Origin of the sequence: Kribbella sp. NPDC048915 (assembly GCF_040649595.1) — a bacterium.
Taxonomy (GTDB): Bacteria; Actinomycetota; Actinomycetes; order Propionibacteriales; family Kribbellaceae; genus Kribbella.
Window position 1 is genome coordinate 15,409 of the sequence record NZ_JBEZFT010000007.1, and the last position, 25,022, is coordinate 40,430.

The window sequence follows — 25,022 nt, forward strand, 5'->3', positions numbered from 1 at the left end:
TTTCAGGCATTCAGTCGATCGGGCGGAGTTCGTCGGCGTACGAGACCGAGACCCGGCGCAGGACGCCGTCCTTCACCGAGTACTGCCCCATCCGCCACAGCGGCGGGCTGTAGGCGTGGATCGAGACGCTGCCCTTGTCGAGGCCGGTCAGCCGGTGGATGTGGTCCGGACCGAAGCCGTACACGTCCCCCGCCTCCACCTCGGTCTCGATCGACGCGGTGCCGATCGCGAGGTTGTGCTCGACGAGCTTGCCGCGGGCGACGGCCACCGCACCCGACGAAACGTCGTGGTCGTGCCAGCCGGTGTCGTTCGCGGGCGTCCAGCAGATCAGCCAGACGTCCACGTTCGCGTCCCGGTGCAGGGACGCGAACACCCGCTCCTCGTCGCTGTATGCGACCTTGTCCTCCCACAGCTGCGGCTGCGCGGCGATCGACGCGGCCAGCTCGGACAACTCCGCGGGTGTCAGGTCGCGGCCCGGAAGGTCGTCCAGCGACAGACAGTTGTTCAGCTCCACGAGCCGGCTGGCCTGGCGCGCTGGGACGTTCGGTACGTCGATTGGCTGGGCAGTCACTGCACTCCCCTCTCAGGAGAACCGGTGCCGAACAGCAGCCGGTACGGATTGTCGTGGCGAATCACCGCGGTCGCGGCGTCGCCCTGGCGAAGGTCGGCGGCCTCGGCGTACGGCCGGTCGGTGCCGTGCACGACCTGGTCGATTCCGAGAACCCGCGCGACGGCGTCGATCCCCTGCGGGCCGTAACTGGAGGTGTCGACGAACAACTGCGGATCGATGGTGCCCAGCCGGCCGCCGCGCGCGGCCAGCCGCTCGTGGTGCACCGGCGCGAGGCCGGCCGCGGCGACGAAACACAGCCGCAGTTCAGGGAACGAGCGGCGTCCGCCGTAGGCATGCCACGCCCACCAGGCGGCCTGCAGCTGTGCGGTGTAGTCGACGACCGGCGCCCACCACCCCGGCGCCTCGGTCGGGTGCGCCTTGCCGGGGTGCACGAGGATCGGCTTGCCTGCCTGCTCAAGCACACGCAGGATCTCGGCCTGCGCTTCCCAGGCCGTCGGCGTGGTCAGGACGTGTGCAGGCAGCTGAAGACCAAGAAATCCCTTGTGCAGCAGGGCTTCCAGCCCGGGGACGTCCGGTTCGAGCAGGTTGACGGAAGCCCAGGCGCGGAACGGCGCCGGGAACTCAGCGGCACCCTGGTGCCAGGCCTCGAGCAGTTCGGCGTCGCCGAGCTCCTCGACGCCGAGCGGGCTGGACAGCGACACGGCGGCCAGAGTCGTGCCCGTGTCCTCCTCGAGCGCAACCCGCTTGCCGATCTCGTGCGCGGCCGGATCGACCTCGTACGGCGCCTCGGTGGCGCAGTACAGCGTCCAGCCGTCCAGGTACGGCGGCTCGCGACGGGCCCGTAGCCGATCGACGAACGCCTCCGGCCACAGGTGCTGGTGGACGTCGATCATCGGGCCCTCCCCTCGCTGGTTTGATCAGATTGAAGCGCTTCAGTACGTTCCGAGTGAAGCGCTTCAATCTGGCGGCTGTCAAGTTTCTGTCCGCCGCGACGGTTAAGGTCATGGACATGTCCGGAAACGGCCGGAGGCCAACCCTCAAGGACATCGCTGCCGAGACCGGCCTGTCGATGGCCGCGGTGTCGTATGCGCTGCGTGGAGTGCACGGCACCCCCGAGACCATTCAGCGCGTGCAAGACGCTGCCGACCGGCTCGGCTACCAGGCCGACCCGATCGCCCGGGCGCTCGCGTCCGGCCGCAGCGGGTCCGTCGGTGTGTTGTGCGCCTCGCTCGAAGACCTTTGGCAGCAACGCCTCGCCGCGGCGCTCGGCCGGGAGCTCCTCACCCCCGACCGGAACGCCCTGATCATCGACTCCGCCGGCGACGCCGCCCGGCAGCTCGAGCTCGCCCAGCACCTGGTCGACCACCGCGTCGACGCGATCGTGGTGATCCCGATCGACCCGCGCGCGAAGGCGTGGGCCACGATCGCGCGCCAGGTCCCGGTGATCGCCATCGGCGACGAGTTGCCCGGAGCCAAGGCCAAGTCCGAGGTCATCCTCGACAACGAGACCGGCGTGACCACTGCGCTGCGCCGGTTCGCCGCTGCCGGCCACACCAACATCGCGGTCCTCAGCCCGACCCGCCGGGTCGAGATCGAGCGCCCCGCCGAAATCATCGCGCAGCGGGTCGCGGTCGACCTCGGCCTGAAGCTTCGCCTGCTGCAGTGTCCACACGACCTGTCCGGCGCGACCGACGTCGCCCGCGAACTGCTCATCGGCCGCGGCCGCCCCACCGGCATCCTCGCACTCGCCGACTCGATGGCCTTCGGCGTGTACGCCGCCTGCCGCGAGCTCGAGCTCCGCATCCCGAAGGACCTCTCGCTGCTCGGGTACGACGACCAGCCGATGTCCCAGCTGCTCTCGCTCTCGACCTTTCACTGGCCACTCGACGAACTGGTCGGCCACGTGGTCTCGCGCGTCACCTCCGCCGTGGACACCAACCGCCGCGTGCGCCGTACCACCCTCACCCCCACCCTGATCGAACGCGGCTCGGTAGCCGCTCCGCCCACCTGAGCGGAACAGCCCGCGACCCGCGCCGTCCTCCACCCGCCCGAAACTAAACCAATCCAGTCGACATACTCCCCCATGCCCACCATCCGGACACCTGGATCACGGACACCTCGCGGAGGCCTTGACCACCTCCCGGGGGCCTTGACCACTCACGGGGGCTTTGACCACCTCACGGGGGCCTTGACCACTCACGGAGGCTTTGACCACCTCACGGGGGCCTTGAACACGTTATTTCCTGTCCGCTGCCCCGCGAGACTGTTCAACGCCCCGCAAACCATCCCCAGCCAACAGCCGTCGGGACACACCGCAGGCACCTGAACAACAGGCCCATGAACGACGGGCCCTTGAACAAACGGGCTTGACCAACGGGCTTGACCAACGGGCTTGATCAACGGGCTTGACCAATGGGCACTTGAACAATCGGCGGAAGAGCTGAACACCGGCGATACCCAGCACACCTCCCGGGGCCTTGAACACCTCCCGGGGGCCTTGAACACGTTATTTCCTGTCCGCAGCCCCGCGAGACTGTTCAACGCCACAGCAACCTGCCCGGTTATCAGCAGCTGGACACGCGGCGGACAAGCGGCGGACGCTGAACAACCGGTGGAAGGCCTCAACACGACCGGGTTGCCTGGGAGCGGCCAGACCCGGCACACCTCCCGGGGCACAGACACCGGGGCACAGACACCTCCCGGGGCACGGACACCTCCCGGAGCACGGACACCTCCCGGAGCACGGACACCTCCCGGAGCACGGACACCTCCCGGGGCACGGACACCTCCCGGGGCATCGAACACCCGTCAGGGGGCTTGAACACGATATTTCCTGTCCACTGCCACGCGAGACTGTTCAACCCCCGACAACGGCGCCGACAACAACCGCCGGACGCGACACGCCCCCAGAGCGCGGACCTCACCCGAGGCGAGAGCGCGGGCACCTCCCGGGGCATTGACCGCCCTCCGGGGGGCTTGAACACGTTATTTCCTGTTCAAGGCCCCCGGAGGGTGTTCAACGCCCCGGCAAGTGGCCGGGCGATCAGGATCTGGACACACACTGTGGTGGGGTTGAACACGCAGCGGAGACCGGAGACGGCGGAGACCGGAGACAGCCGAGACCGGAGACAGCGGAGACCGGGGACAGCGGAGACCGGAGACGGCCGAGACCGGGGACAGCGGGGAAAGACGGAAGGCCGGCCAAGCGATGCTCGGCCGGCCTTCCGGGGGTGGTAACTGGTTACTTGGTGCCGAAGACCTGGAGTTCGGTCATGTCCATGAACTGGCAGCCGCCGTAGGGGCCGTCAGGACAGTTGGTGTCGAAGTCCGGGACCTGCGGGCTGAGCATCCAGAAGCGGACGTACTGGACGTTGCTCGCGTTGCCGGTCGGGGTGACCAGGTTGTACTTGCCGCGGCTGGAAGCGTCGAACGTGCCCTCCGCCGCGGTGGCCCAGGTGGTGCCGTCGGCCGAGGTCTCGATCCGGTACTGGCCCGTGGAGGAGCTGCCCGGGTCACCGCAGGTGTTCGACGGGTCGACGTTGAAGGCCTCGACGGTGACGGCCGCCGGGAGCTTGATGTCGATGTGCTTCGGGATGACCGTGTCGGCCAGGTCGCCGTCGTTGTTGCCGGTCGTGCTGCCCCAGCCGGTGCCCTGCGCGTTGTCGATCGCGGCGCCGGGGCCGCAGCCGTACGGCGTGAAGTCCGGGCCGTTGAACCCGACGACCGAGCCGCCGCCGGATGCGGCCGCCCAGTTGCGGCGCGGGACGAAGTCAGCCTTGGTGTTCGGCGCGACCTTGACGGACTGGACGATCAGCTCGTAGCCGGGTGCGGAGACGACGACCTTCGGGTAGGTCCCCGCAGCGACACCGCTGATCGTGTAGTTGCCGTTCGCATCCGTCGTACCGGCGTAGTCACCGGCGTACCCGGAGGAGTGACCGCCGATGTAGACCAGCGCGTTGGCCACCGGTGCGCCGGTGTCCTTGTCGGTCACCTTGCCGCTGAGCGTGGTGGTGGCGCCTGTCGGCGGCTTGTGGAAGTCCTCGGCCGGGAAGGCGTCGCCGCCGTCGACGACACCGGCGTACCAGCCCATGCCGCGGTTGGCGAAGACGGTCCAGATGATGTCGGCGTTCTTGCCGCCGGAGGCGACCAGGTCGGCCTGGACGATCGCGTTGCGCATGTCGAGCATCGTCGGGTCGGCCGGCGCCAGCTCCATCGCGCGGGTGATGATGCTGACCGCGTAGCTGCGGCCGAACCGCTCGCGCAGGTCCCACAGGGTCTGCGCCCAGACCTCACCGGACGCGTGCACCTCGGGCGTACCGCCGATGGTCGGGAAGTCGCCGTACGTGTAGCCGCCCTTGGAGCCGTCGGGCTGGATGCAGTTCGGGCTGACCGCCTTCACGCGGCAGTCGATCGCCTGGGTGCGGAACAGCTGCCCGGCCGCGACGTACTTGCCCTCGAGGATCTCGCCCGGGGCGGTGGTGTCCTTCTCGAGGCCGTGCGAGACCAGGTAGTCCATCGCGTAGAAGTCGCTCCACGCCTCGCCCATCGAACCGGCCTGGATGCTGTTCAGCGTCGAGTTGCCGGTGGCGTCGACGACCAGGCGGTTGGACAGACCGTGCGTGTACTCGTGGTAGAGGATGCTGGCGTCGTTGGCGCCGCTGGACGAGACCCACGGGTCCTGCTCGTCGGACGCGCCCGGCAGGTGCCACAGGTACATCTGCATGGTCGGCGGGGTGCCGTCCGGCGGGGTGGCCATGTTGGCGTTGTCGATGTGGTTGACGTCCGGGCCGCCGTTCGCGCCGGTGGCCGCGCCGTCCAGGGCGTTCAGCTGCACCGCGTCGCCGCCCGCGGCGTCGAACGAGCCGGCCGCCGGCGTGAAGCTGATCGGCGGCTTCGCCAGCCAGTCATGGAAGTTGCTGGCCAGGTAGAAGGCGTTGGTGACGTCCTGGTTCAGGTTGGCCTTCCAGGAGTCCGGCTTCGCCGGGTCCCAGGTGCAGATGTACGACGTGGAGCACAGCGAGGACGCGTTCTGGAACGTGGTCAGCTTGTACTCGGCGCCGGTCTTGGTGCCGGGCACCTTGACCGTCTCGCCGGCGTTCGGCTGGTTGTCGTCGTTGACGTCCGCGAAGGCCGCGACCGACGTGCCCTCGAGCAGGGTCTTCGCGTTCTTCGGCAGCCACTTGTTGTAGATCAGGTTCTCGACGCGCTGCGTACCGCCCTTGGCCGCGCCCGGGTAGTTGTCCTGGACCAGCGCGTCGCCGTTGCCCTCGCTGACCAGGTCCCGGCGGTACAGCGTGCTGCCGGTCTGGGCGTCGACGACGTGGCTGTAGACGTTGGTGCCACCGGAGTTGGTGTAGGTCAGCCAGCCCTTGCGCAGCCCGTCCGCGGTGTGGAACCACACCTGCTTGGCGGTGTCGCCGTTGCTGAACTTGGTGCTCACCCCGGAAGTGCTCGCGGTGGCGGACTTCGCCGTACCGCCGACATCCTTGATCGCGGTACTGCGGGCCTCGGCGGCGCTGACCTTCGGCGCGGCCGCGGCGGAGCGGGCCTGCGCGGCGGTGGTCAGGCCGGCGACCGGCGAGCCCATCACGGAGATCAGCTGGCCGTTCTTGGTGACGTTGGCCTTGAGGCCGTTGCCGAACACCTCGACGCCGTCCACGACCTGGGTCCAGAAGATGTGGTGGGTGCCGAGGTCGTCGACGTAGTCCTTACGCAGCTTCAGCGTGGCCAGGTCCGCGTCGGAGAGCTTGAAGATCTCCGGGTGGGCCTTCACGTAGTCCAGCGCGACGACCTTGGCCTGCTTCGCGCTCTTGCCGGTGAGGAAACCGTTCAGCTTGGTGACCTGCGCCGGGGTCCCGGTGTTCGGGTCCACCTCGACGACGCCCTGGGTACCGAGCGAGTCACGGAACTTCTTCGCGGCGGCGGTCTCCTTGCCCTGGACCTTGGCGGCCCGGGCGTAGGTGGTGCGGGCGTTCGGCGTCCGGGCGTCGAAGTTGCCCTTGCGCTCCTTGCCACTCGCCTGCTTCTCGGCCTGTGCCGGTTGCTTGCCTTCGGCACCGGCTGTCTGTGCCGCGTCCGCGCCGGCGGCCGTCAGGGCCAGCACGGTAGCGGCGGCGGAGACGGCGGAGACGGCCACCAGCCCCCGCCCTCTGCGTGATGTCGTCACAGCAAAATCTCCATGGAGTGTGTGTCTGCGGGCCGCCCTCAACGGCCCGTCCCGGGGGCGACCTTAAGCCTCCCGAGGCGTCCGGGGAAGCAAAATCACCGGAGTCGAGGGTTGTCCTTCGTGTTCGGCACAGTACTAGGAGCAACGCCTCGATCGCGGGTAGCCACCACCCGATCGCTGCCCGTGTCTCTTCTCGGTGGCGCTTGACCCTTGACACCGTTTCGGCGTACGACGCTATGCTGCCGAGAAATCGATTTCCGAGATATCGTTTTCTCGCCAGAGAGGTCCGCCCATGGATCAGCCCCTGCTCAGTCGGCGACGGTTCCTGCAAGCCGGAGGAGGTGCGGCGCTGGCCGCGTCACTGGCCGCCTGCGGAGACGACGGCAGCGGAGGTGGCGGCTCGAAGGAGCTGGCCTTCGTCTACATGGGCACGGCCGAGCAGCAGGCGACCTGGAACAAGCTGTTCGCGAAGTTCACCGAGCAGCATCCGGAGATCAAGCTCAAGGCCGAGGGCATCCCGCTGTCGAACTGGAGCGAGTTCGCCAACAAGCTCTCCACCCGGATCGCCGGCGGCCAGGTCCCGGACGTCATCCAGATCGCCACCGAGGGCCAGCGCCTGTTCGCGTCCAAGGGCCTGCTCGAGCCGCTGGACGAGTACATCAAGAGGGACCAGTCGACGATCGACGACTACTACGGCGACATGGACCCGAACCTGATCGAGTGGAACAAGAAGTACGCCTCCACCGACGGCAAGACGTACTACCTGCCCGGCGAGTTCAACACCATGTGCATGTGGTACTCGAAGGAGCTGTTCGCGAAGGCCGGCGTCCCCGAGCCGACCGCGCAGTGGACGTGGGACGACTTCCGCCAGGCGTGTGAGCAGATCAAGGCGAAGACCGGTGCGTTCGGGTACGCCGCCGGCCCGGAGTACTTCGCCGCGATCATGCCCTGGCTGCTCACGAACGGGACGAGCAGCTTCACCGACGACTGGTCGAAGCCGACGTACAGCGATCAGAAAGTGGTCGAGGCCGCCGAGTTCAACCGCAAGCTGGTCGCCGACAAGCTGTCGCCGCCGCCCGGCGGGACCTTCGATGCGACCACCGCCGCGGCGCAGGGCAAGCTGGCGATGTTCGGCGGCGGACGCTGGCCGATCATCAGCATCCGGAACCTGAAGGCGACGGCGAAGATGGGCATCGTGCCCTGGCCGGTCAAGGAGAAGCAGGGCTCGCCGGTGGGCTGGAACGGGTACCCGATCCTGAAGGCGTCGAAGAAGAAGGACGACGCCTGGACGTTCATCAAGTTCCTGATCAGCAAGGAAGGCTCGTCGACGTTCGCGCAGCTCGGCGGCACCATCGTCCCGGCGCGGAAGTCGGTCGCGAACAGCCAGTCGTTCCTCACCGACGCGCCGAAGGGCACCGAGTTCCTGTACCAGGCACTCAGTTACGCGACCCCGATCCCGTCACCGGACAAGGGCGCCGCGGTCCAGAAGGCGATCGAGGACGGCTGGAAGCAGGTCCTGACCGGCAACGCCGCGCCCGCCGACGCGCTCGGCAAGGCGCAGACGACGCTGGAGGGATTGGTCTGAACCCCAGTCTGAATCCCCAGCGCCGGCGGGACTGGCTGCCGGGCTACCTGTTCATCAGCCCGGCAGTCCTGCTGTTCGTCGTGTTCGTCGCGGTGCCGTTGATCGCCGCGTTCGGCCTCAGCCTGTTCCACTGGGACCTGTTGAGTACGCCGGAGTTCGCCGGCCTCGACAACTTCAAGCAGCTGGTGTCGGACTCGGCGACCGTCCGCGCGGTGCTGAACACGTTCGTCTTCGCGCTCGCGTCGGTGGTCACGCACATCGGGTTCGGCATGCTGCTCGCGCTCGGCGTCCACCGGACCATGACGCGCGGAACGAAGTACTTCGTCCGGACGGCGTTCTTATTCCCGTTCCTGGTGTCCTGGGCGGCGGTCGCGCTGATCTGGAAGTACGTCCTGGATCCCGCGTTCGGGATCGCGAACTACTACCTGTCCGCGACGACGAACTGGCTGGCCTCGCCGACGTGGGCGTTGCCGACGCTGATCGCGGTCGACTGGTGGCACACGATCGGCTACACCTTCATCATCCTGCTGGCCGGCCTGCAGACCGTGCCGGCGCAGCTGCTCGAGGCGGCGCGGGTGGACGGCGCGAACGCGTGGTGGCGGTTCTGGAGTGTGACGCTGCCGGTGATGTCGCCGACGATCTTCTTCGCCACCGTGATCACGTTCATCGGCGCGTTCCAGATCTTCGACCCGATGGTGATCATGACGCAGGGCGGTCCGGACGGCGCGACCCGCAGCATCGTGCAGTACACCTACGAGAAAGGCTTCCAGTCCTTCGAGGTCGGGTACGCCGCCGCGCTGTCACTGGTGCTGTTCGTGGTGATCATGGTCGTCACCGGACTGCAGTTCCGGCTGAGTCGACGGTGGGTGCATCAATGAGAGGCAAACTGCTCGACCTGATCCTGGTGCTCGGCGGTCTGGTGATGATCGCGCCGTTGGTGTGGCTGATCGTGAACGCCTTGTCCGAGCCGATCGACGCGTTCCAGCTGCCGCCGCGGTGGATCCCGCGCCCGCCGACCCTGGAGAACTTCCAGCAGGTGCCGGACCTGATCCCGTTCGCGCAGATGGCCTGGAACAGCCTGCAGATCGCGGTGATCACCACCGCCGGCGCCCTGTTCACCAGCGCGCTGGCGGCGTACGCGTTCAACCGGCTCCGGTTCCCCGGGCGTGACCAGATCTTCTCGGTGCTGCTCGCGGCGCTGGTGGTGCCCGTGCAGCTGACCGTCGTGCCGATTTTCGTGATGATGCGCTGGCTGCATCTGGTGGACACCACGGTAGCGATCTGGCTGCCGGCGTTGGTGAACGTGTTCGGGATCTTCTTCCTGCGGCAGTACATCTCCTCGATCCCGCGGGAGCTGGACGAGGCGGCGATCATGGACGGCGCCTCGCACTTCTGGATCCTGTTCCGGGTGATCCTGCCGCTCGCCCGGCCGGGGCTGACCGCGCTCGGCATCTTCGTGTTCGAGGCGTCGTGGAACAACTTCTTCTGGCCGTACATCTTCCTGTCGTCGCCGGAGAAGATGACGCTGCCGGTCGGTCTGGTCTCGCTGCAGGGCGCGATGGGCGGCGGGCCGGCCGTCGTACTGTTCGCGGCGATCACGCTGGTCGTGCTGCCGATCCTGGTGCTGTTCCTGATCTTCCAGCGGTCGTTCATCGCGTCGATCGCGACGACGGGGCTCCGGGCATGACCGATCATCTGCCGGCAGCTTTTCGTGCCCTGTGGCATCAGCTACCGCTCGTGGCCACGGCGGGCGCCTTGGTTTGTAGCGCTTCAATTGTGGTGGTCGCGCTCAGCCCGGGCCTGTCGCCGATCAGCGTTCTGCTCGGCGCCTTCCTTGTCGCACCGGTCTGGGCCGCGCTGATCGCCACCACCGATGCCGTGGTACGCGACGATCGCGGCGGCGTGCGGGAGCTGATGACGAACCTGCGAAAGCACGGCCCGGCCGGGATCGGAGTGGGTCTGCTGCCGGCCGCGGTCGTCGCTTGTGCGTTGGTGAATCGGCAGCTGTACGACGGACCGGCTTTCGCTGTTCCACTCGCAGTGAGTGGGTGCGCGAGCGTGCTGGTGGTGCTTGCCTCGTGTTACGCGTTCAGTCTGCGGGTAACGGATGGACTACGCGGCAGGACGCTGTGGCTGACGGCCCTGCACCTGGTAGCGCGGGCTCCTGCAGTACCGCTCGGCGTACTCGCGCTGGCTTTCGTCGCACTGCTGCTCAGCACCTCGGTCACTGCGTCGCTACTACTGCTCGCCCCCGGTCCGGTGGCGTTGTTCGCGTCCGCCGGTACCGCGACCGCTCATGGGACGGAGACACATGCACTACACCGGTGACAAGCTTCGACACTTCGCACTGCCGCTAGGAGGTCTCGGCACCGGCACGGTCGCACTGGCCGGCAACGGCGCGCTCCGCCAGTGGCAGCTGCACAACCTCGGCAACCACGAAGGTCACCTGCCGGACAGCTTCTTCGCACTCCGCCTGTCGCAGGTGGAGCCTCCGATCGACGAGATCCGCCTGCTACAAGGCCCGCCGCTCGAGCCGAGCAACACGCCGCTCGTCACCGATGACGTAGTACCCGCCGCCGAGCAACGCTTGTACGACGTGATCCCGCCGATCGGCCGGACGTCGATTACAGCGACGTACCCGCGGGCGCACGTGGACTACGAGACCGACCTGCCCGTGCAGGTCAGTCTGGACGTGTTCAACCCGCTGGTGCCGTCCGACGAGTTAGCGAGCTCGCAGCCCGTGGTCGCGTTCACGTTCACACTGCACAACCCGGGCGACCTCGCCGTCCACGGCAAACTCGCCGGTGCGCTGCACAACTCGGTCGGCTGGGACGGCGTCTCCCCCATCGACGGTGTCTCCTGCAGTCTGTACGGCGGCAACACCAACAGGGTGCGCCGCGGTGGCGACTGGACCTACCTGGTTCTCGAGAACACCACGCTGCCCGTTGACCATCCTGGAAGCGGTCAACTGGTGCTAGCCACCGACAGCGACGCACTGACCCATCCGCAGTGGTCCCGCCCGGAGGAGTTCGTTGCGTTCCTCAACGGACCGGTGACTCCGGCGAGCGGTGGCAGCGCACCGGGCAGCACCTGGAACGGCGGGCTGGCCGTCCCGTTCCACCTGGAGCCGGGCGAGACCAAGCAGATCCGGTTCCTGATCGCCTGGCACTTCCCGAACCGCTACGTCGACTTCAACCAGTTCGGCCCGCGCCAGGAGTACGGTCACAGCCGTTTCTGGCTCGGCAACGCGTACACCCGTCGTACGCCGGACGCCGTCGCGGCAGCCGAGTCGTTCATCGCCAACTGGACCTCGCAGCAGCAGCTGACGGCCGCGTGGACGACTGCCTTCGAGTCGAGCAGCCTGCCCGGTGAGACCGGCGTACGGCTCGCAGCGCTGGCGGCCGACGTACGCAGCCCCACGGTCTTCCAGACAGCAGACGGCGACATACTGGGCTTCGAGGGAGTCCTCGGCGCGTCCACGGTGATGTGGGGCGGACGGTACGGCGGCTCGTGTCCGCTCAACTGCACCCACGTGTGGAACTACGAGCAGACGCTCTCCCGCCTCTTTCCGGCACTCGAGCGGAACATGCGGGACACCGAGTACGACGTCATGCAGGCACCCGAGGGCTACATCCCACACCGTGTACGCGCACCGCTCTATATGAAGCAGCTGTGGGACGTGGTCATCGGTGGACCCGAGGAGCCCGCGCTGGACGGCATGCTCGGTTCTGTCCTCAAGACGTACCGAGAGGTACGACAGGGCGCCGGGCTGGAGTGGCTGCGTGGACGCTGGCCCAACGTGGTCCGTTTGCTCGACCACATCCACGGCAAGTGGCTGCGAGACGGCGTACTGAAGGGCATCCAGCCAAGTACGCACGACATAGACCTGTGTGGCGTCAACTCGTTCATGGGCACGCTCTGGCTCGCTGCACTGCGTGCGGCAGAGGAGATGGCAGTACTACTCGGAGAGGACGGCAAGCAGTACCGCAGTCTGTTCGACATCGGCAGTGCGGCGTACGACCAACTGCTGTTCACCGGTGAGTACTACCGGCAGATCCTCGACCCGGACGAGACGCGTGACTTCCAGTGGGGTGACGGCTGCCTGGCCGACCAGCTGATCGGGCAGTGGTGGGCGCATCAGCTGGACCTCGGCTACCTGCTGCCCGAGGAGCATGTCCGTACGGCGCTGCGCAACGTCGTACGGCACAACCTGCGGACCGGCTTCCACGACTTCGAGCATCCGTACCGCGTGTTCGCCGACGGCGACGACACCGGCCTGCTGATGTGCACCTGGCCGTACGGCGGCCGGCCCGACGTACCCACGCGGTACTGCGACGAGGTGTGGACCGGGTCGGAGCAGCAGGTCGCCGCGCACTGTCTGTACGAAGGCCTCGTCGACGAGGGCATGTCGATCCTGCACGGCCTCTGGGCGCGGTACGACGGGACGCGGCGCAACCCGTTCAACCCGATCGAGTGCGGCGACCACTACATCCGGAACGCGGCCGGCTGGTCCGTTCTGGAAGCCCTGACCGGCTACCGCTACAACGCCGTCACTTCGACGATCACCTTCGCGCCGCTCGACCTCGCGCGGGACGGGAATACCTGGCAGTTCCCCTTCACCACCGACACTGGCTGGGGCGTCGCCGCACACAGCGGCGACACGCTGACCATCACCTGCCACGCCGGTCAGCTCGACCTGCGGGCAGTTCACGTCGACGGCACGCCGTACCTGCTCGACGGCCCTGTCCCTACCCCGATCGACCCCGCAAACCCGGCTCTTGTGAGTGATGTGTGGGTGGGGCGAGCGAGCAGTGGCGACGCACGCCGTTAACTGTTCAGGCGTCCTAGGCCAGGGGAGATCCGCTCGTGTTGGGGGTTGTCTGCTCGTACACCAGCAGGCAACCCCCAACACGAGGGGTTGACCCACCCTGGTGTGTCGGCCCACACGATCCATCACGACCGCGGTCACAGGGAGCTCCGGGCAGCACGCGGTATCCCTCGCCCCGCGCCGAGGCACCACCCCCGACCCCAGGTCACCCAGGTCACCCAAGTGACCCAAGTCGCCCAGGTCGCCCAAGTCGCCCAAGTCGCCCAAGTCGCCCAAGTCGCCCAAGTCATCCAGGTCACGCCGGTCGCGGCAACCACCACCCGGCCCGCGGCCCCAGCCCCAGTCACGTCGACCGCCGCGGTTAGCCGGATTCACACCGCCCCTGCACCGCCTGCGCTGCTGACCCCCCGGAAAACTTTCCTAGGAGAGTTTTCCGCACGACAGTGGAGGATTTCTTCCCGCCATACGCCGAAAACCCTCCAAAGATCCACGGCTACAACAACCCCACGCCCTCATCTCCCTCATAACCCCCAGCCATACCTCACCGCGGCTGTACCTCACCCCGGCAACCACCGACCACAACTCCTCCGAGCACAACCCGACCCGGAGAACCGGCTCTTTTGACTGATCCGTGGGCGGGTTCGGGCGACCGAGCCGGCCCCCGCGCTGTACGTCCGCGCGTCCCCACGGCCGTGGCCTCTTGAGGCCCCTACCGGGGACCGCGAACACCCATCCGGAACCGTGCACCCCATCCTGAGACCTGCACCCCGCCCCGGGCCCTTGCACACCCGCCTGGGACCGTGCACACCCACCCGGGGCCTCGCACACCCGGTCGGGACCGTGCACACCCACCCGGGACCTCGCACACCCGCTCGGGACCATGCACACCCGGTCGGGACCTCACACACCCGCTCGGGACCATGCACACCCGCTCGGGACCTCGCACACCCGCTCGGGACCATGCACACCATCCCGGGACCGTGCACCCCATCCCGGGACCTTGGACAAGCAATAACCACTCCACACCCACCACAACCTGTTCAAACCCCCAACTTCAGCCCGCACCACGACCGGCGCAGCCAACCACAGCCAGCCTCATACGAACGGATAACCCCGCCAGTTAGGGGTTCTCTGCTCTCATACCGACGAAGAACCCCCAACACGCGGGGTTATCCACCCGTATGCCGTGCCGCGGACCAGCCGGCGGTGATCTGGTCGGCGGTGATCTGGTCGGCGGTGATCTCGTCGGCGGTGATCCGGTCGACCGCGACAGTACGGCGATCTACGCCGCCGTACTGCACACGTAGAGAGCCGCCGTTCTGCACGCGTAGAGAGCCGCCGTACTGCACACGTAAAGAACCGCAGGGCATGCCGGATCTGATGCTCGAGCTGGCGCCCGTAGTGCACACGTAATAGAAGAGTGCCGGCCGCCCGGCAACGCCACCGGACGGACGGCACTCGCTGGTCACGTGATCGCTGGGTGGTGGGGTAGCGACCACGTGAGCTCAGATGAGTCCTAGTGCCCTGGACTCATGCTCGGTGAACATCCGTGACCTGATCAGGAAGCGGACACCCTCCGGCGCCTCCACGGAGAAGCCGCTGCCACGGCCTTTCACCACGTCGACGGTCAGATGGGTGTGCTTCCAATACTCGTACTGTTTCGCGGACATCCAGAAGCCGATCGGCCGGTCCATTCCGTCGACGATCAGATCGCCGAGATGCACGTCCGCCGACCCCGTCCTGAATTCCCCGTCCGGGTAACACATCGGCGAACTGCCGTCGCAGCAGCCACCGGACTGGTGGAACATCAGCGGACCGTGCATCTCGGTGAGGCGGCGGAGCAGCGCCGCCGCCTCGTCCGTGAGCGACACCCGTTCGACCATCTCTGCCGCCCGTCAGAAGAAGCCGAGTTTGGCCGGGCTGTAGCTGACCAGCAGGTTCTTGGTCTGCTGGTAGTGGTCGAGCATCATCTTGTGGTTCTCGCGGCCGATGCCGGAGTTCTTGTACCCGCCGAACGCCGCGTGCGCGGGGTACGCGTGGTAGTTGTTCGTCCAGACCCGTCCGGCCTGGATCTCCCGGCCGGCCCGGTACGCCGTGTTGATGTCCCGCGCCCAAACTCCGGCGCCGAGGCCGTACAGCGTGTCGTTGGCGATCTTCATCGCGTCGGCGTAGTCGTCGAACTTGGTCACCGCGACGACCGGGCCGAAGATCTCCTCCTGGAAGATCCGCATCTTGTTGTCGCCCTCGAACACGGTCGGCTGGATGTAGTACCCGCCGGCCAGGTCGCCGTCGAGCTCGGCCGGGGCGCCACCGGTGACGACTCGCGCGCCCTCGGCCTTGCCGATGTCGATGTAGGCGAGGATCTTCTCGTACTGGTCGTTGCTCGCCTGCGCGCCCATCATCGTGTCGGTGTCCAGCGGGTTGCCGAGCTTGACGGCCTGCGTCCGCGCGACGGCGTCGGCGAGGAACGAGTCGTAGATCGAGGACTGGATCAGCGCCCGCGAGGGGCAGGTGCAGACCTCGCCCTGGTTCAGCGCGAACATCGTGAAGCCCTCGAGCGCCTTGTCGTAGAAATCGTCCCGGGAGGCGGCGACGTCGGCGAAGAACACGTTCGGGCTCTTGCCGCCGAGCTCGAGGGTCACCGGAATGATGTTCTCCGACGCGTACTGCATGATCAGCCGACCGGTCGTGGTCTCACCAGTGAACGCGACCTTGGCCACTCGGTTGCTCGAGGCAAGCGGTTTGCCGGCCTCGACGCCGAATCCGTTGACGATGTTCACCACACCCGGCGGAAGCAGGTCGTGGATCAGCTCCATCAGCACATGGATCGAGGCCGGGGTCTGCTCGGCCGGTTTCAGTACGACAGCGTTTCCGGCCGCGAGCGCGGGCGCCAGCTTCCAGACCGCCATCAGGATCGGGAAGTTCCACGGGATGATCTGCCCGACCACGCCGAGCGGCTCGTGGAAGTGGTACGCGATGGTGTCGTCGTCGATCACCGACACCGAGCCTTCCTGGGCCCGCAGCGCGCCGGCGAAGTACCGGAAGTGGTCGATGGCCAGCGGTAGGTCGGCGGCGAGCGTCTCGCGGACGGCCTTGCCGTTGTCCCAGGTCTCGGCGACCGCGAGCAGTTCGAGGTTGGCCTCGATCCGGTCCGCGATCTTGTTCAGGACGTTCGCCCGCTCGGCCGGCGACGTCCGCCCCCAGGCCGGTGCGGCGCCGTGCGCGGCGTCCAGCGCGGCCTCGACGTCCTCGGCCGTGCCGCGGGCGATCTCGGTGAAGTTCTGGCCGGTGACCGGGGTCGGGTTCTCGAAGTACCGGCCCTTGACCGGCGGCACCCATTCGCCGCCGATGTAGTGGTCGTAGCGGGGTTTGTACGTGACCGGGCTGCCATCTTGCCCAGGAGCTGCGAAGATCGTCATTGGTCCTCCACGGGATCCGCCGTTGACCTCGAAACGTAGGTAGTGAGACGTTGCACGGACGTTGCAGTGAATCTTGTCGGCGGAGTGAGGCTGGATGGACGCACCGGAGCAGGCCCGCAGGCTGAGCGGGGTGTACGACGACGTACTCGGCGGCGACCGCGCCGCGACCGATCCGCGCCCGCTGGTCGCCGCGACCGATCCGCGTCCGTTGGTCGCTGCGTCCTGGCAGCGCTCGCTCGCCGCGGCCGTCGACCCCGAACTGGACGCGCCGCCGATGATCCTGGACGAGCGGACCGTCGAGGAACTGCGCGCCGACCACCCGCTCCGCGCGGTCCTCCCGGTGTTGCGCCAGACGCTGACGACGATCGCCGACGAGGCGTCGCACATCATGCTCGTCACCGACGCCCAAGGTCTCGTCCTGTGGCGCGAAGGCGCCTCCGACGTGAAGCGGGCCGCCGACCGGATCGCCTTGTCCGAAGGGGCGGTGTGGTCCGAGGACCAGATCGGCACGAACGGCATGGGTACGGCGCTCGCGGTCGGCAAACCGGTACAGATCCATTCGGCGGAACATCTCGTCCGCCGGATCCACGAATGGACCTGTGCCGCTGCGCCGGTCCACGATCCCGACACCGGCCGGCTGCTCGGCGCGGTCGACGTCTCGGGGCCGTTGCGCACGGTCCACCCCGCGATGGTCGCGCTCGTCACCGCGGCCGCGCAGCTCGCCGAAGGTCAGCTGAAGGTCCGGATGGCCGCCGCCGACGAGATGCTCCGCGCCCGCAACATGCGGCACCTGATGGCCCTCGGCGACGCCCCCGGCGCATTGCTCACCCCGACAGGTCGCGTGCTCGCGGTCCAGCCGCTCGAGTGGCTGCCCGACCGCCTCGACGTACCGGAGGACACCGATCGCATCGACCTCGGCGACGGCCGCGAAGGCGTGATCGAACGACTCGACGAGGGCTACCTGCTACGCATCCCCGGCACACCGGTACGCCGTACGCGCCCGTCGCTGCGCCTGAAGCTGCTCGGATCAGGCCAGCCGACCGCGGTCGTCGGTGGTCGCGAGATCGCGCTGACGTTGCGGCGCGCCGAAGTACTCGCGCTGCTGTTGCTGCAGCCGACCGGGCTGACCGCCGAGCAGCTGATGCTCCAGCTGTACGGCGATGAGGGCAACCCGACGACGGTCCGCGCCGAGATGCATCGGCTGCGGAACCTGCTCGGCGGCGGGATCCTCGACACGAAGCCGTACCGCATCGTCGCAGACGCCACCGGCGACGTGACCGACGTACAGAAGGCCCTCCGCGGCGGCGACCTGCGCACAGCGCTGGACCTGTACGACGGTCCGCTGCTGGCCCGATCGGATGCCCCGGCATTGCGCGCCGAACGCGACGAACTTGAAGCCACCCTCCGCCGTGCCACGCTCGACACGCACGATCCCGACCTGCTGTGGACGTTCGCCCAGACAGCGAGCGGCGCCGAGGACCTCGAAATCTTCGAGGCCCTCGACCGCCACCTCCCGATCAGCGACCCCCGCCGCCCACCGGTCGTCGCCCGCCTCGCCCGCCTCGTCGACTGAATGTCACTCGCGACCGACGAGGATCCACAGGTAGTCGCGGTTCTTGGTCGGGAACGTGGCGGTTCGATTGCTCACTTCCTTGGTCTTCTTGCAGTCGCTGGTGGTGTACTTCCAGCGCACCACCTGGACGCGCCAGGACTGCTTGAGCTGGTGCAGCCGGCGCACCTTCCCGGCCGGCACCTCCGCGGTGTACGACCAGCTGTCGGTCACCGAGTGAGACTTGCCCACGGTCTTGGAGTACTTGTTCTGGATCTCGGCGATCACCAGCGGGATGCTCACCCCGAGGTCCCCGGACCACGACGAGTTCGACTCCGACGTAGCGGTCTTCTGGTAGGTGATCCGGCCCGGCCCTTCCATCCAGTCGCTGTACAGGTTCGTGCCGACGTACACCTCGTGGCCGCCCCGGGTGTACCAGTACACCGTTTTCGTGTCGCATTTCTTGGTCACGGCCGCGGTCGCCGTACCGGCGGGCACCAGCAGCCCGGCCGCGATCAGTACTCCAGCAGCGATTCCCCGACGAAGACGCATCGTTCTCTCCCACCGAAACCGATTGACAGGTACTGCGATTGCAGTGGTTGGAAACTTACGAAGCACCCGGTGATCACGACAAGAAGCCTTCTGTAACGCTGTGTGTCGATTTGGTGACAGCAGAATTGGTGGCGTGACGAGCCCGACACAGACATGACTGACGAGTAACCGCCCAATACCATCGCTGGTATGCAGATCCTCGCCATCGCCGTCTCGCTCGCGGTGACGCTTGTCGCCGTTGCCCTGTTCGGCAAGACGATCGGGCACCTGGTGTCCGTCATCAAGCTCGGTCAGCCGGCGGCCGGGCGGACCGACCAGCCGGGCACGCGGACCGTCACCCTGCTGCGGGAGACCGTCGGCCACACGCGCATGTTGCAGTGGAGCCACATCGGGGTGATGCACTGGTTCGTCGCGTTCGGGTTCCTGGGGTTGTTCCTGACCCTGGTGACGGCGTTCGGCCAGCTTTTCGACGCGCACTTCGCGCTGCCTGTCATCGGGCACTGGTTCGTGTTCGAGTGGGGCACCGAGGCGCTCACCTGGACGGGCCTGGTGTCGATCGTCGGGCTGATCCTGATCCGGCTGCGGCATCTGCCGTCGGGGTCCGAGGGGCGCTACAGCCGGTTCTTCGGTTCGCGGGCCTGGCAGGCGTACTACGTCGAGTACACGATCCTCGGCGTCCTGATCTGCATCCTGTTGCTGCGCGGCCTCGAGTACGAGCTGAGCGGTGCCTCGAAGTTCCACTTCCCGATGACGTTCTTCCTCGGCAGCGGCCTGTTCGGCGGCCTGAGCGAGAGTGGGCTCGAGAACGCGATCTACCTGGTCGCGATGATCAAGATCCTGATCTCGTTCGCGTGGATGATCACGATCTCGCTGAACGCCACGATGGGCGTCGCCTGGCACCGGTTCACCGCCTGGCCGAACATCTGGTTCAAGCGCAAGGCCGACGGCGGTACGGCGCTCGGCGCCCTGCAGCCGATCTCCGTGAACGGCGCCCCGATCGACTTCGAGAACATCGAGGACCTCGACGAGGACGCGGCGCTCGGCGTCGGCAAGGTCGAGGACTTCACCTGGAAGGGACTGCTCGACTTCACCACCTGCACCGAGTGCGGGCGGTGCCAGTCGCAGTGCCCCGCGTGGAACACCGACAAGCCGTTGTCACCGAAGCTCGTCGTGATGAACCTGCGCGAGCACGCGTACAACAAGGCGCCGTACCTGCTGGCCTCCTCCGACGAGGAGCGCAAGTCGCTGCCGGAGCTGGTGCTCGCCGAACAGGACAAGCCGCTGGTCGGTGCCGCGGACGTCGCGGTCATCGACGAGGACGCGCTGTGGGCCTGTACGTCGTGCGGCGCCTGCGTGCAGCAGTGCCCGGTCGACATCGAGCACGTCGACGCGATCATGGACATGCGCCGGTACCAGGTACTGATCGAGTCGTCGTTCCCGTCCGAGCTCAACGGGTTGTTCAAGGGCCTGGAGAACAAGGGCAACCCGTGGAACATGAACCCGTCGGGCCGGATGGACTGGGCCAAGGACCTGCCGTTCGAGGTCAAGCAGGTCGGCGCGGACGTCGAGTCGCTGGACGAGGTCGAGTACCTGTTCTGGGTCGGCTGCGCGGGCGCCTTCGAGGATCGCGCGAAGAAGACCACGCAGGCAGTGGCCGAGCTGCTCGACATCGCGGGTGTTTCGTTCGCCGTACTGGGCGACGGCGAGACGTGTACGGGTGACCCGGCGCGGCGGTCCGGCAACGAGTTCGTCTTCCAGCAGCTGGCGATGCAGAACGCCGAGGTGTTCAAGGAGACTTCAGCGAAGAAGGTCGTGTCGACCTGTGCGCACTGCTTCAACACGTTGAAGAACGAGTACTCGCAGCTCGGCGTCGAGCTCGACGTCATCCACCACACGCAGCTGCTGAACCGCCTCGTCCGGGAGGGCAAGCTGACGCCGGTCGCACCGGCCGACAGTTCGCTCAACGGCCAGAAGATCACGTACCACGACCCGTGCTACCTCGGCCGCCACAACCAGGTGTACGACGCCCCGCGCGAACTGCTCGACATCATCCCGGGCGCCGAGTACGCCGAGATGCCGCGGAACCGGACGAAGTCGTTCTGCTGCGGCGCGGGTGGCGCGCGGATGTGGATGGAGGAGAAGCTCGGCACCCGGATCAACGTGAACCGGACCACCGAAGCCGTCGACACCGGCGCGGACAAGATCGCCACCGGCTGCCCGTTCTGCCGGGTGATGCTGTCCGACGGCCTCACCGCCAAGCAGGCCGACGGCTCGGCCCGCGAGTCCGTCGAGGTCCAGGACGTCGCGCAACTTTTGCTCGCCTCGGTGAAACGCGGCCGATAACTGCAGCTAGCGGCAAAAGCTTCCTCCTCAGGTGGTCCAGACCGTAAGATCCACCGTCCGCATCACCTGGGGAGGAAACCGCATCATGTCGTTCCGGAAGCTTCGCACCGCCCTGGCCGTCGGGGCCGCCGTACCGCTCGCCCTCGGCTTGGCCGCCTGCGGCAACGGGGAACCCGCCGCCACCGGCACCAAGCCGTCCGCGGCGGTCTCGACGCCGACCACGACCACGACGGTCACCGTGCCGACCGAGAAGCCGGCCCAGCAGGTCGTACCGGCTACCCATCTCGACACCGCCAGCTTCATGCCGGCGATGAAGAAGGGGATGACCGGCAAGAACACTGCACGTCTGACGATGCGGATGGTCGCCGGCGGGCAGACGATGTCGATGAGCGGTGTGCTGTCGATGGATCCGGTCGCCGCCCAGCTGGACATGGTCGGCGCGGCGTTCGGCGGCCGGATGAAGATGATCCTGGTCGGCGACGCCGTCTACCTCTCGACGCCGGAGCTGCCGGCCGGCAAGTACGTGAAGATCGACGCGAAGTCCAGCGACCCGCTGACCAAGGAGCTCGGCGAGATGCTCGAGCAGATGGACCCGACGAAGATCTACGACGCGTTCGACGGCGGGCTGCAGGACGCGAAGTTCGTCAAGAGCGAGACCCTGAACGGCCACAAGGTCGACCGGTACGCGGTCACCGTCGACGTCGCGGCGGCCCTGAAGGCCCAGGGCCAGAAGGTGCCGGCCGGGATGCCGAAGACCATCGTCTACTCGATCTGGATGGGCTCGACCGACCACCTGATGTACAAGGTCGTCTTCGACCTGCAGGGCGTCTCCGCGACCATGACGGCCGATGACTGGGGCAAGCCGGTGTCGATCAAGGCGCCGTCGGCGAAGAACATCGTTCGCCGCTAACGGCCGGTATCGGTCATTTTCCCACCACTGCGTGTGAACTTCTCGTAATCTCGCGTTACGGATGTGATCACCTCGCGATGATCGGGTGGGTGGATGCCGATGCCGACAACACGACGTACGTTCCTCACCGCCGGCGGAGCCGCGGCGGCGCTCGCGCTGAGCGGCGGTCTTCCGGAGATCACGGCCGCCGTCGCCGGGCGCACAGGCCCGCCGGACCGGCGGGACCCGTTCACGCTCGGCGTCGCGTCCGGCGATCCGCTACCGGACGCGGTGGTGATCTGGACCCGGCTGGCCCCCGATCCGCTCGCGCCGTTCGGCGGCATGGATCGGGTGCCGGTCGAGGTGCAGTGGCAGGTCGCGACCGACGAGCAGTTCCACCACGTCGTCCGCGCGGGGACCGCCCGCACCGGCCCCGAGGTGAGCCACTCGGTGCACGTCGACGTCCGCGGCCTGCAGCCGTGGCGCCACTACTGGTACCGCTTCCGCGTGAACGGCCGGCTCAGCCCGGTCGGCCGGACTCGGACCGCACCCGCGTACGGCGCCGACGTTGGTGAACTCTCGCTCGCGTTCGCGTCCTGTCAGGCATGGTGGGAGGGCTGGTACACGGCGTACGCGGACATGGCGCGCCGCGAGCACGACGTGGTGTTCTTCCTCGGCGACTACATCTACGAGTTCGGCATCGACCGCGGGATCCGGCCGCATTCGAACGAGCCGTACATCACCCAGCAGTGCGTGACACTCGACGAGTACCGGGTGCGTTATGCGGCGTACAAGCTGGATGCGGATCTCCAGCGCGCCCACGCGGTCGCGCCCTGGGTCGTCACGCTGGACGACCACGAGGTCGTCGACAACTGGGCCGACGAGGCGCATCCGAGCGCACCGCCGGCACAGTTCCGGGTACGGCGGGCCAACGCGTTCCGCGCATACTGGGAACACATGCCGTTGCGGCTGTCACGGCTGCCGAAGGGGCCGGACATTCCGCTGTACCGACGGTTCCGGTACGGGCGGCTCGCGGAGTTCAGCGTCCTGGACACGCGGCAGTACCGCTCGGACCAGGCGTACGGCGACGGCACAAAGGCACCCGGTCCCGAGACGGCGGATCCGGCGCGCACCATCACCGGTGACGCCCAGGAGAAGTGGCTGCTCGACGGCCTCGCGGCCTCGCAGACCCGATGGAACGTACTCGCGCAGCAGACCGCGATGGCCCGGCTCGACACGAAGGACGGGCCGGAGGTACTGGTGCCGATGGACACCTGGGACGGGTACGAGGCGTCGCGAAGCCGCATCCTCGACGGCGCGGTGGACCGCGGAGTGCGGAACCTGGTGTCGATCGCCGGCGACCTGCACCGCAGCGTCGCGTCCGACCTGAAGCAGGACTTCACCGATCCGGGGTCGCCGGTCGTGGGCGCTGAGTTCGTCGGTACGTCGATCACGTCGGGCATCGACGGTGAGGACCTGGACGCCGGTGGTGCAACGTTGCTGCGGGAGAACCCGCACATGAAGTTCGGGAACTTCCAGCGCGGCTACGTCAGCTGCAGCATCACACCGCAGCGGTGGGTCTCCGACTACCGCGTTGTCGACAAGGTGTCCGTCCAGGGCGGCACCGTCAGCACGCGCGCCAAGCTCCTTGTCGAGGACGGCCGCCCGGGTATCGCGGAGGTACAGCAATGAGAATCCCCCGTCAGGCCGCCGTCTTGGCCGGTACGTTGCTCACAGCCGCCCTGATCAGCGCTGGTTCTGCCGGCGCAGGCTCGGCCGAAGGCGGGTCGGACGCCGTCAGCTCGATGCCCTCGGCAACTTCCGCCGTTGCGGTGAGCGTCACGCCGCAGACACTGAACGTGGTCGGCCTGCCGTGTCGGCCGAGCACGCTGAACCTGACCATGACCAACACCGGCGCCCAGGACCGGTACGCCGACCTCACGCTCGCACCGACCGGTCCGCTGCAGTTGTCGCGCACCCTCTTCTCGTCGTGGCTGCCCGCGGTCGACCCGGATCAACCCGTGTCGGCACCCGTTGAGATCCGGGTACCGCGCGACACCGCACCCGGTGCGTACTCGATCGACGTCCGGTTGGATCGGTCGCGGCTGACAGTACCGGTGACCGTCGACCCGCTGCCGCCAAAGGGCCCGGGCGACAACCTCGCCCTCGGCGAGCAGGCGACCGCGTCCTCCACCCACGGCAACTTCACCCTGTGCGGCGCGGTCGACGGCGACAGCGACACCGAGCACTGGGACACCCTGACCGGCTGGAACGACGGCACCCGCGCAGTCTTCCCCGACACCTACGACGTGGCGCTGTCCGCACCCGCCACGGTCAGCCGCGTCGAGCTCTACACGCTGGACACGGCGAAGTGGCCGGCCCGCACCAACGGCCTCCGCGACTGGGACATCCAAGCCCGGGTCGCCGGCGCTTGGCAGACCGTTGCCGAAGTCCGCGGCAACACCCTCGGCCACGTCACCACAACCTTCACCCCGGTCACCACCGACGCCATCCGAATCCGCTGCCTCGACGGCAACGACCACGCCTACTCCCGCATCGTCGAACTAGAGGTCTACGGCACCTGACGTTGGCCAGGCAACGGCCCGTCCTTGCCTCGATCAACCGTTTGATACGCCCGTTTGCCCTGGCTTCACGTTGCCACGTCGAACTTGTGAACCGATCAGCCGAGCGCCGCGAGCACGCTTGCCAGCACGGCCACGGCGAGGATTCCCCCGACAACGCCGAGGAGGACGCCGAGCCCTTTCCGCTTCACTTTGCTGTGGCCGATGCTCCCGGAGGTGAACTGGTGGTACGGCGACGCATAGAACACCGGCACTGCCTGGTTCGGAAACACTGTGCAATCGAGCGCTGCCCTGCCGTAGGTCAGCATCCACTGCGAGTGAACCTCGATGTGCAGCGGTCCGGCGAACACCGGGATGTCGTTCCGGCCGTATTTGACCGGCACCGGGTAACCATTCAGGTGCACGGTCGGCGGGATCATGTTCGATGTCAGCGCACTGCCCTGGATGGTCAACTGCAGCATCCCGGTCGGAACCTGCGGCTGATACTGCTGCGGCTGCGGCTGCTGGAACGGCGGCGGCTGCTGCTGGTGGCTCATGC

General features: G+C 67.5%; 19 protein-coding genes. 12 read left to right on the forward strand and 7 right to left on the reverse strand.

What is annotated here, in order from left to right; all coding sequences use genetic code 11:
• Nucleotides 1-10: 10 nt before the first annotated feature.
• Nucleotides 11-571 carry a cysteine dioxygenase family protein gene (locus AB0B82_RS06055; protein WP_360163165.1) on the reverse strand — a complete coding sequence of 187 codons (561 nt, stop codon included), beginning with the start codon at nucleotides 569-571 and terminating at the stop codon, nucleotides 11-13.
• Nucleotides 568-1,464 (reverse strand): amidohydrolase family protein, encoded by an 897-nt coding sequence (locus tag AB0B82_RS06060; protein WP_360163167.1) that lies wholly within the window; start codon nucleotides 1,462-1,464, stop codon nucleotides 568-570. Before AB0B82_RS06060 ends, AB0B82_RS06055 begins: the two co-directional genes overlap by 4 nt.
• 110 nt (nucleotides 1,465-1,574) lie before the next feature.
• Between AB0B82_RS06060 and AB0B82_RS06065 the strand changes: the two genes are divergently transcribed.
• Nucleotides 1,575-2,582 carry a LacI family DNA-binding transcriptional regulator gene (locus tag AB0B82_RS06065; RefSeq protein ID WP_360163169.1) on the forward strand — a complete coding sequence of 336 codons (1,008 nt, stop codon included), beginning with the start codon at nucleotides 1,575-1,577 and terminating at the stop codon, nucleotides 2,580-2,582.
• Nucleotides 2,583-3,812: 1,230 nt separating this feature from the next.
• Here the strand turns inward: AB0B82_RS06065 and AB0B82_RS06070 are convergent.
• Nucleotides 3,813-6,707 carry a M36 family metallopeptidase gene (locus AB0B82_RS06070; RefSeq protein ID WP_360163171.1) on the reverse strand — a complete coding sequence of 965 codons (2,895 nt, stop codon included), beginning with the start codon at nucleotides 6,705-6,707 and terminating at the stop codon, nucleotides 3,813-3,815.
• A 322-nt stretch (nucleotides 6,708-7,029) separates the two neighbouring features.
• On the opposite strand from AB0B82_RS06070, the gene AB0B82_RS06075 reads away from it, so the two are divergent.
• From AB0B82_RS06075 to AB0B82_RS06100, 6 genes are all read left to right on the forward strand, one after another.
• Nucleotides 7,030-8,322, forward strand: a complete 1,293-nt coding sequence (locus AB0B82_RS06075) for a sugar ABC transporter substrate-binding protein (protein WP_360163173.1) — start codon at nucleotides 7,030-7,032, stop codon at nucleotides 8,320-8,322.
• 80 nt (nucleotides 8,323-8,402) lie between these two features.
• Nucleotides 8,403-9,200: a sugar ABC transporter permease gene (locus AB0B82_RS06080; protein WP_360163175.1), complete on the forward strand. Its 798-nt coding sequence runs from the start codon at nucleotides 8,403-8,405 to the stop codon at nucleotides 9,198-9,200.
• Nucleotides 9,197-10,009: a carbohydrate ABC transporter permease gene (locus tag AB0B82_RS06085; RefSeq protein WP_360163177.1), complete on the forward strand. Its 813-nt coding sequence runs from the start codon at nucleotides 9,197-9,199 to the stop codon at nucleotides 10,007-10,009. Before AB0B82_RS06080 ends, AB0B82_RS06085 begins: the two co-directional genes overlap by 4 nt.
• Nucleotides 10,006-10,650 carry a hypothetical protein gene (locus AB0B82_RS06090; RefSeq protein WP_360163179.1) on the forward strand — a complete coding sequence of 215 codons (645 nt, stop codon included), beginning with the start codon at nucleotides 10,006-10,008 and terminating at the stop codon, nucleotides 10,648-10,650. Before AB0B82_RS06085 ends, AB0B82_RS06090 begins: the two co-directional genes overlap by 4 nt.
• The gene (locus AB0B82_RS06095) at nucleotides 10,634-13,153 is read left to right on the forward strand and encodes a GH116 family glycosyl-hydrolase (RefSeq protein ID WP_360163181.1); all 2,520 of its coding nucleotides are present in this window, start codon (nucleotides 10,634-10,636) and stop codon (nucleotides 13,151-13,153) included. Before AB0B82_RS06090 ends, AB0B82_RS06095 begins: the two co-directional genes overlap by 17 nt.
• 1,178 nt (nucleotides 13,154-14,331) lie before the next feature.
• Nucleotides 14,332-14,457 carry a hypothetical protein gene (locus tag AB0B82_RS06100; RefSeq protein WP_360163183.1) on the forward strand — a complete coding sequence of 42 codons (126 nt, stop codon included), beginning with the start codon at nucleotides 14,332-14,334 and terminating at the stop codon, nucleotides 14,455-14,457.
• Between the two features lie 198 nt (nucleotides 14,458-14,655).
• Here AB0B82_RS06100 and AB0B82_RS06105 read toward each other — a convergent pair whose 3' ends face one another.
• A complete protein-coding gene (locus AB0B82_RS06105) occupies nucleotides 14,656-15,033 on the reverse strand; it encodes a DUF779 domain-containing protein (RefSeq protein ID WP_360163185.1) in 378 nt (125 codons plus the stop codon).
• A gap of 12 nt (nucleotides 15,034-15,045) precedes the next feature.
• Nucleotides 15,046-16,569 carry an aldehyde dehydrogenase gene (gene adh / locus AB0B82_RS06110; RefSeq protein ID WP_360163187.1) on the reverse strand — a complete coding sequence of 508 codons (1,524 nt, stop codon included), beginning with the start codon at nucleotides 16,567-16,569 and terminating at the stop codon, nucleotides 15,046-15,048.
• Nucleotides 16,570-16,663: 94 nt separating this feature from the next.
• Here adh and AB0B82_RS06115 point away from each other — a divergent pair, with 94 nt between their 5' ends.
• On the forward strand, nucleotides 16,664-18,142 hold the full coding sequence (locus AB0B82_RS06115; RefSeq protein ID WP_360163189.1) for a GAF domain-containing protein: 1,479 nt from the start codon (nucleotides 16,664-16,666) through the stop codon (nucleotides 18,140-18,142).
• A 3-nt stretch (nucleotides 18,143-18,145) separates the two neighbouring features.
• Here the strand turns inward: AB0B82_RS06115 and AB0B82_RS06120 are convergent, their stop codons facing one another.
• Nucleotides 18,146-18,670, reverse strand: a complete 525-nt coding sequence (locus AB0B82_RS06120; protein WP_360163191.1) for a hypothetical protein — start codon at nucleotides 18,668-18,670, stop codon at nucleotides 18,146-18,148.
• Between the two features lie 189 nt (nucleotides 18,671-18,859).
• On the opposite strand from AB0B82_RS06120, the gene AB0B82_RS06125 reads away from it, so the two are divergent.
• The 4 genes from AB0B82_RS06125 to AB0B82_RS06140 all read left to right on the forward strand — a co-directional run bounded on the left by AB0B82_RS06125 (nucleotide 18,860) and on the right by AB0B82_RS06140 (nucleotide 24,487).
• Nucleotides 18,860-21,013 (forward strand): (Fe-S)-binding protein, encoded by a 2,154-nt coding sequence (locus AB0B82_RS06125; protein WP_360163193.1) that lies wholly within the window; start codon nucleotides 18,860-18,862, stop codon nucleotides 21,011-21,013.
• 85 nt (nucleotides 21,014-21,098) lie between these two features.
• On the forward strand, nucleotides 21,099-21,923 hold the full coding sequence (locus AB0B82_RS06130; RefSeq protein WP_360163195.1) for a hypothetical protein: 825 nt from the start codon (nucleotides 21,099-21,101) through the stop codon (nucleotides 21,921-21,923).
• Nucleotides 21,924-22,022: 99 nt separating this feature from the next.
• The gene (locus AB0B82_RS06135) at nucleotides 22,023-23,594 is read left to right on the forward strand and encodes an alkaline phosphatase D family protein (protein ID WP_360163197.1); all 1,572 of its coding nucleotides are present in this window, start codon (nucleotides 22,023-22,025) and stop codon (nucleotides 23,592-23,594) included.
• Entirely contained in the window at nucleotides 23,591-24,487 is an 897-nt protein-coding gene (locus AB0B82_RS06140; RefSeq protein ID WP_360163199.1) for a discoidin domain-containing protein, read from the forward strand. Before AB0B82_RS06135 ends, AB0B82_RS06140 begins: the two co-directional genes overlap by 4 nt.
• Nucleotides 24,488-24,582: 95 nt before the next feature.
• On the opposite strand, the gene AB0B82_RS06145 is transcribed toward AB0B82_RS06140, so the two are convergent.
• A complete protein-coding gene (locus tag AB0B82_RS06145; RefSeq protein ID WP_360163201.1) occupies nucleotides 24,583-25,020 on the reverse strand; it encodes a hypothetical protein in 438 nt (145 codons plus the stop codon).
• Nucleotides 25,021-25,022 lie beyond the last annotated feature (2 nt).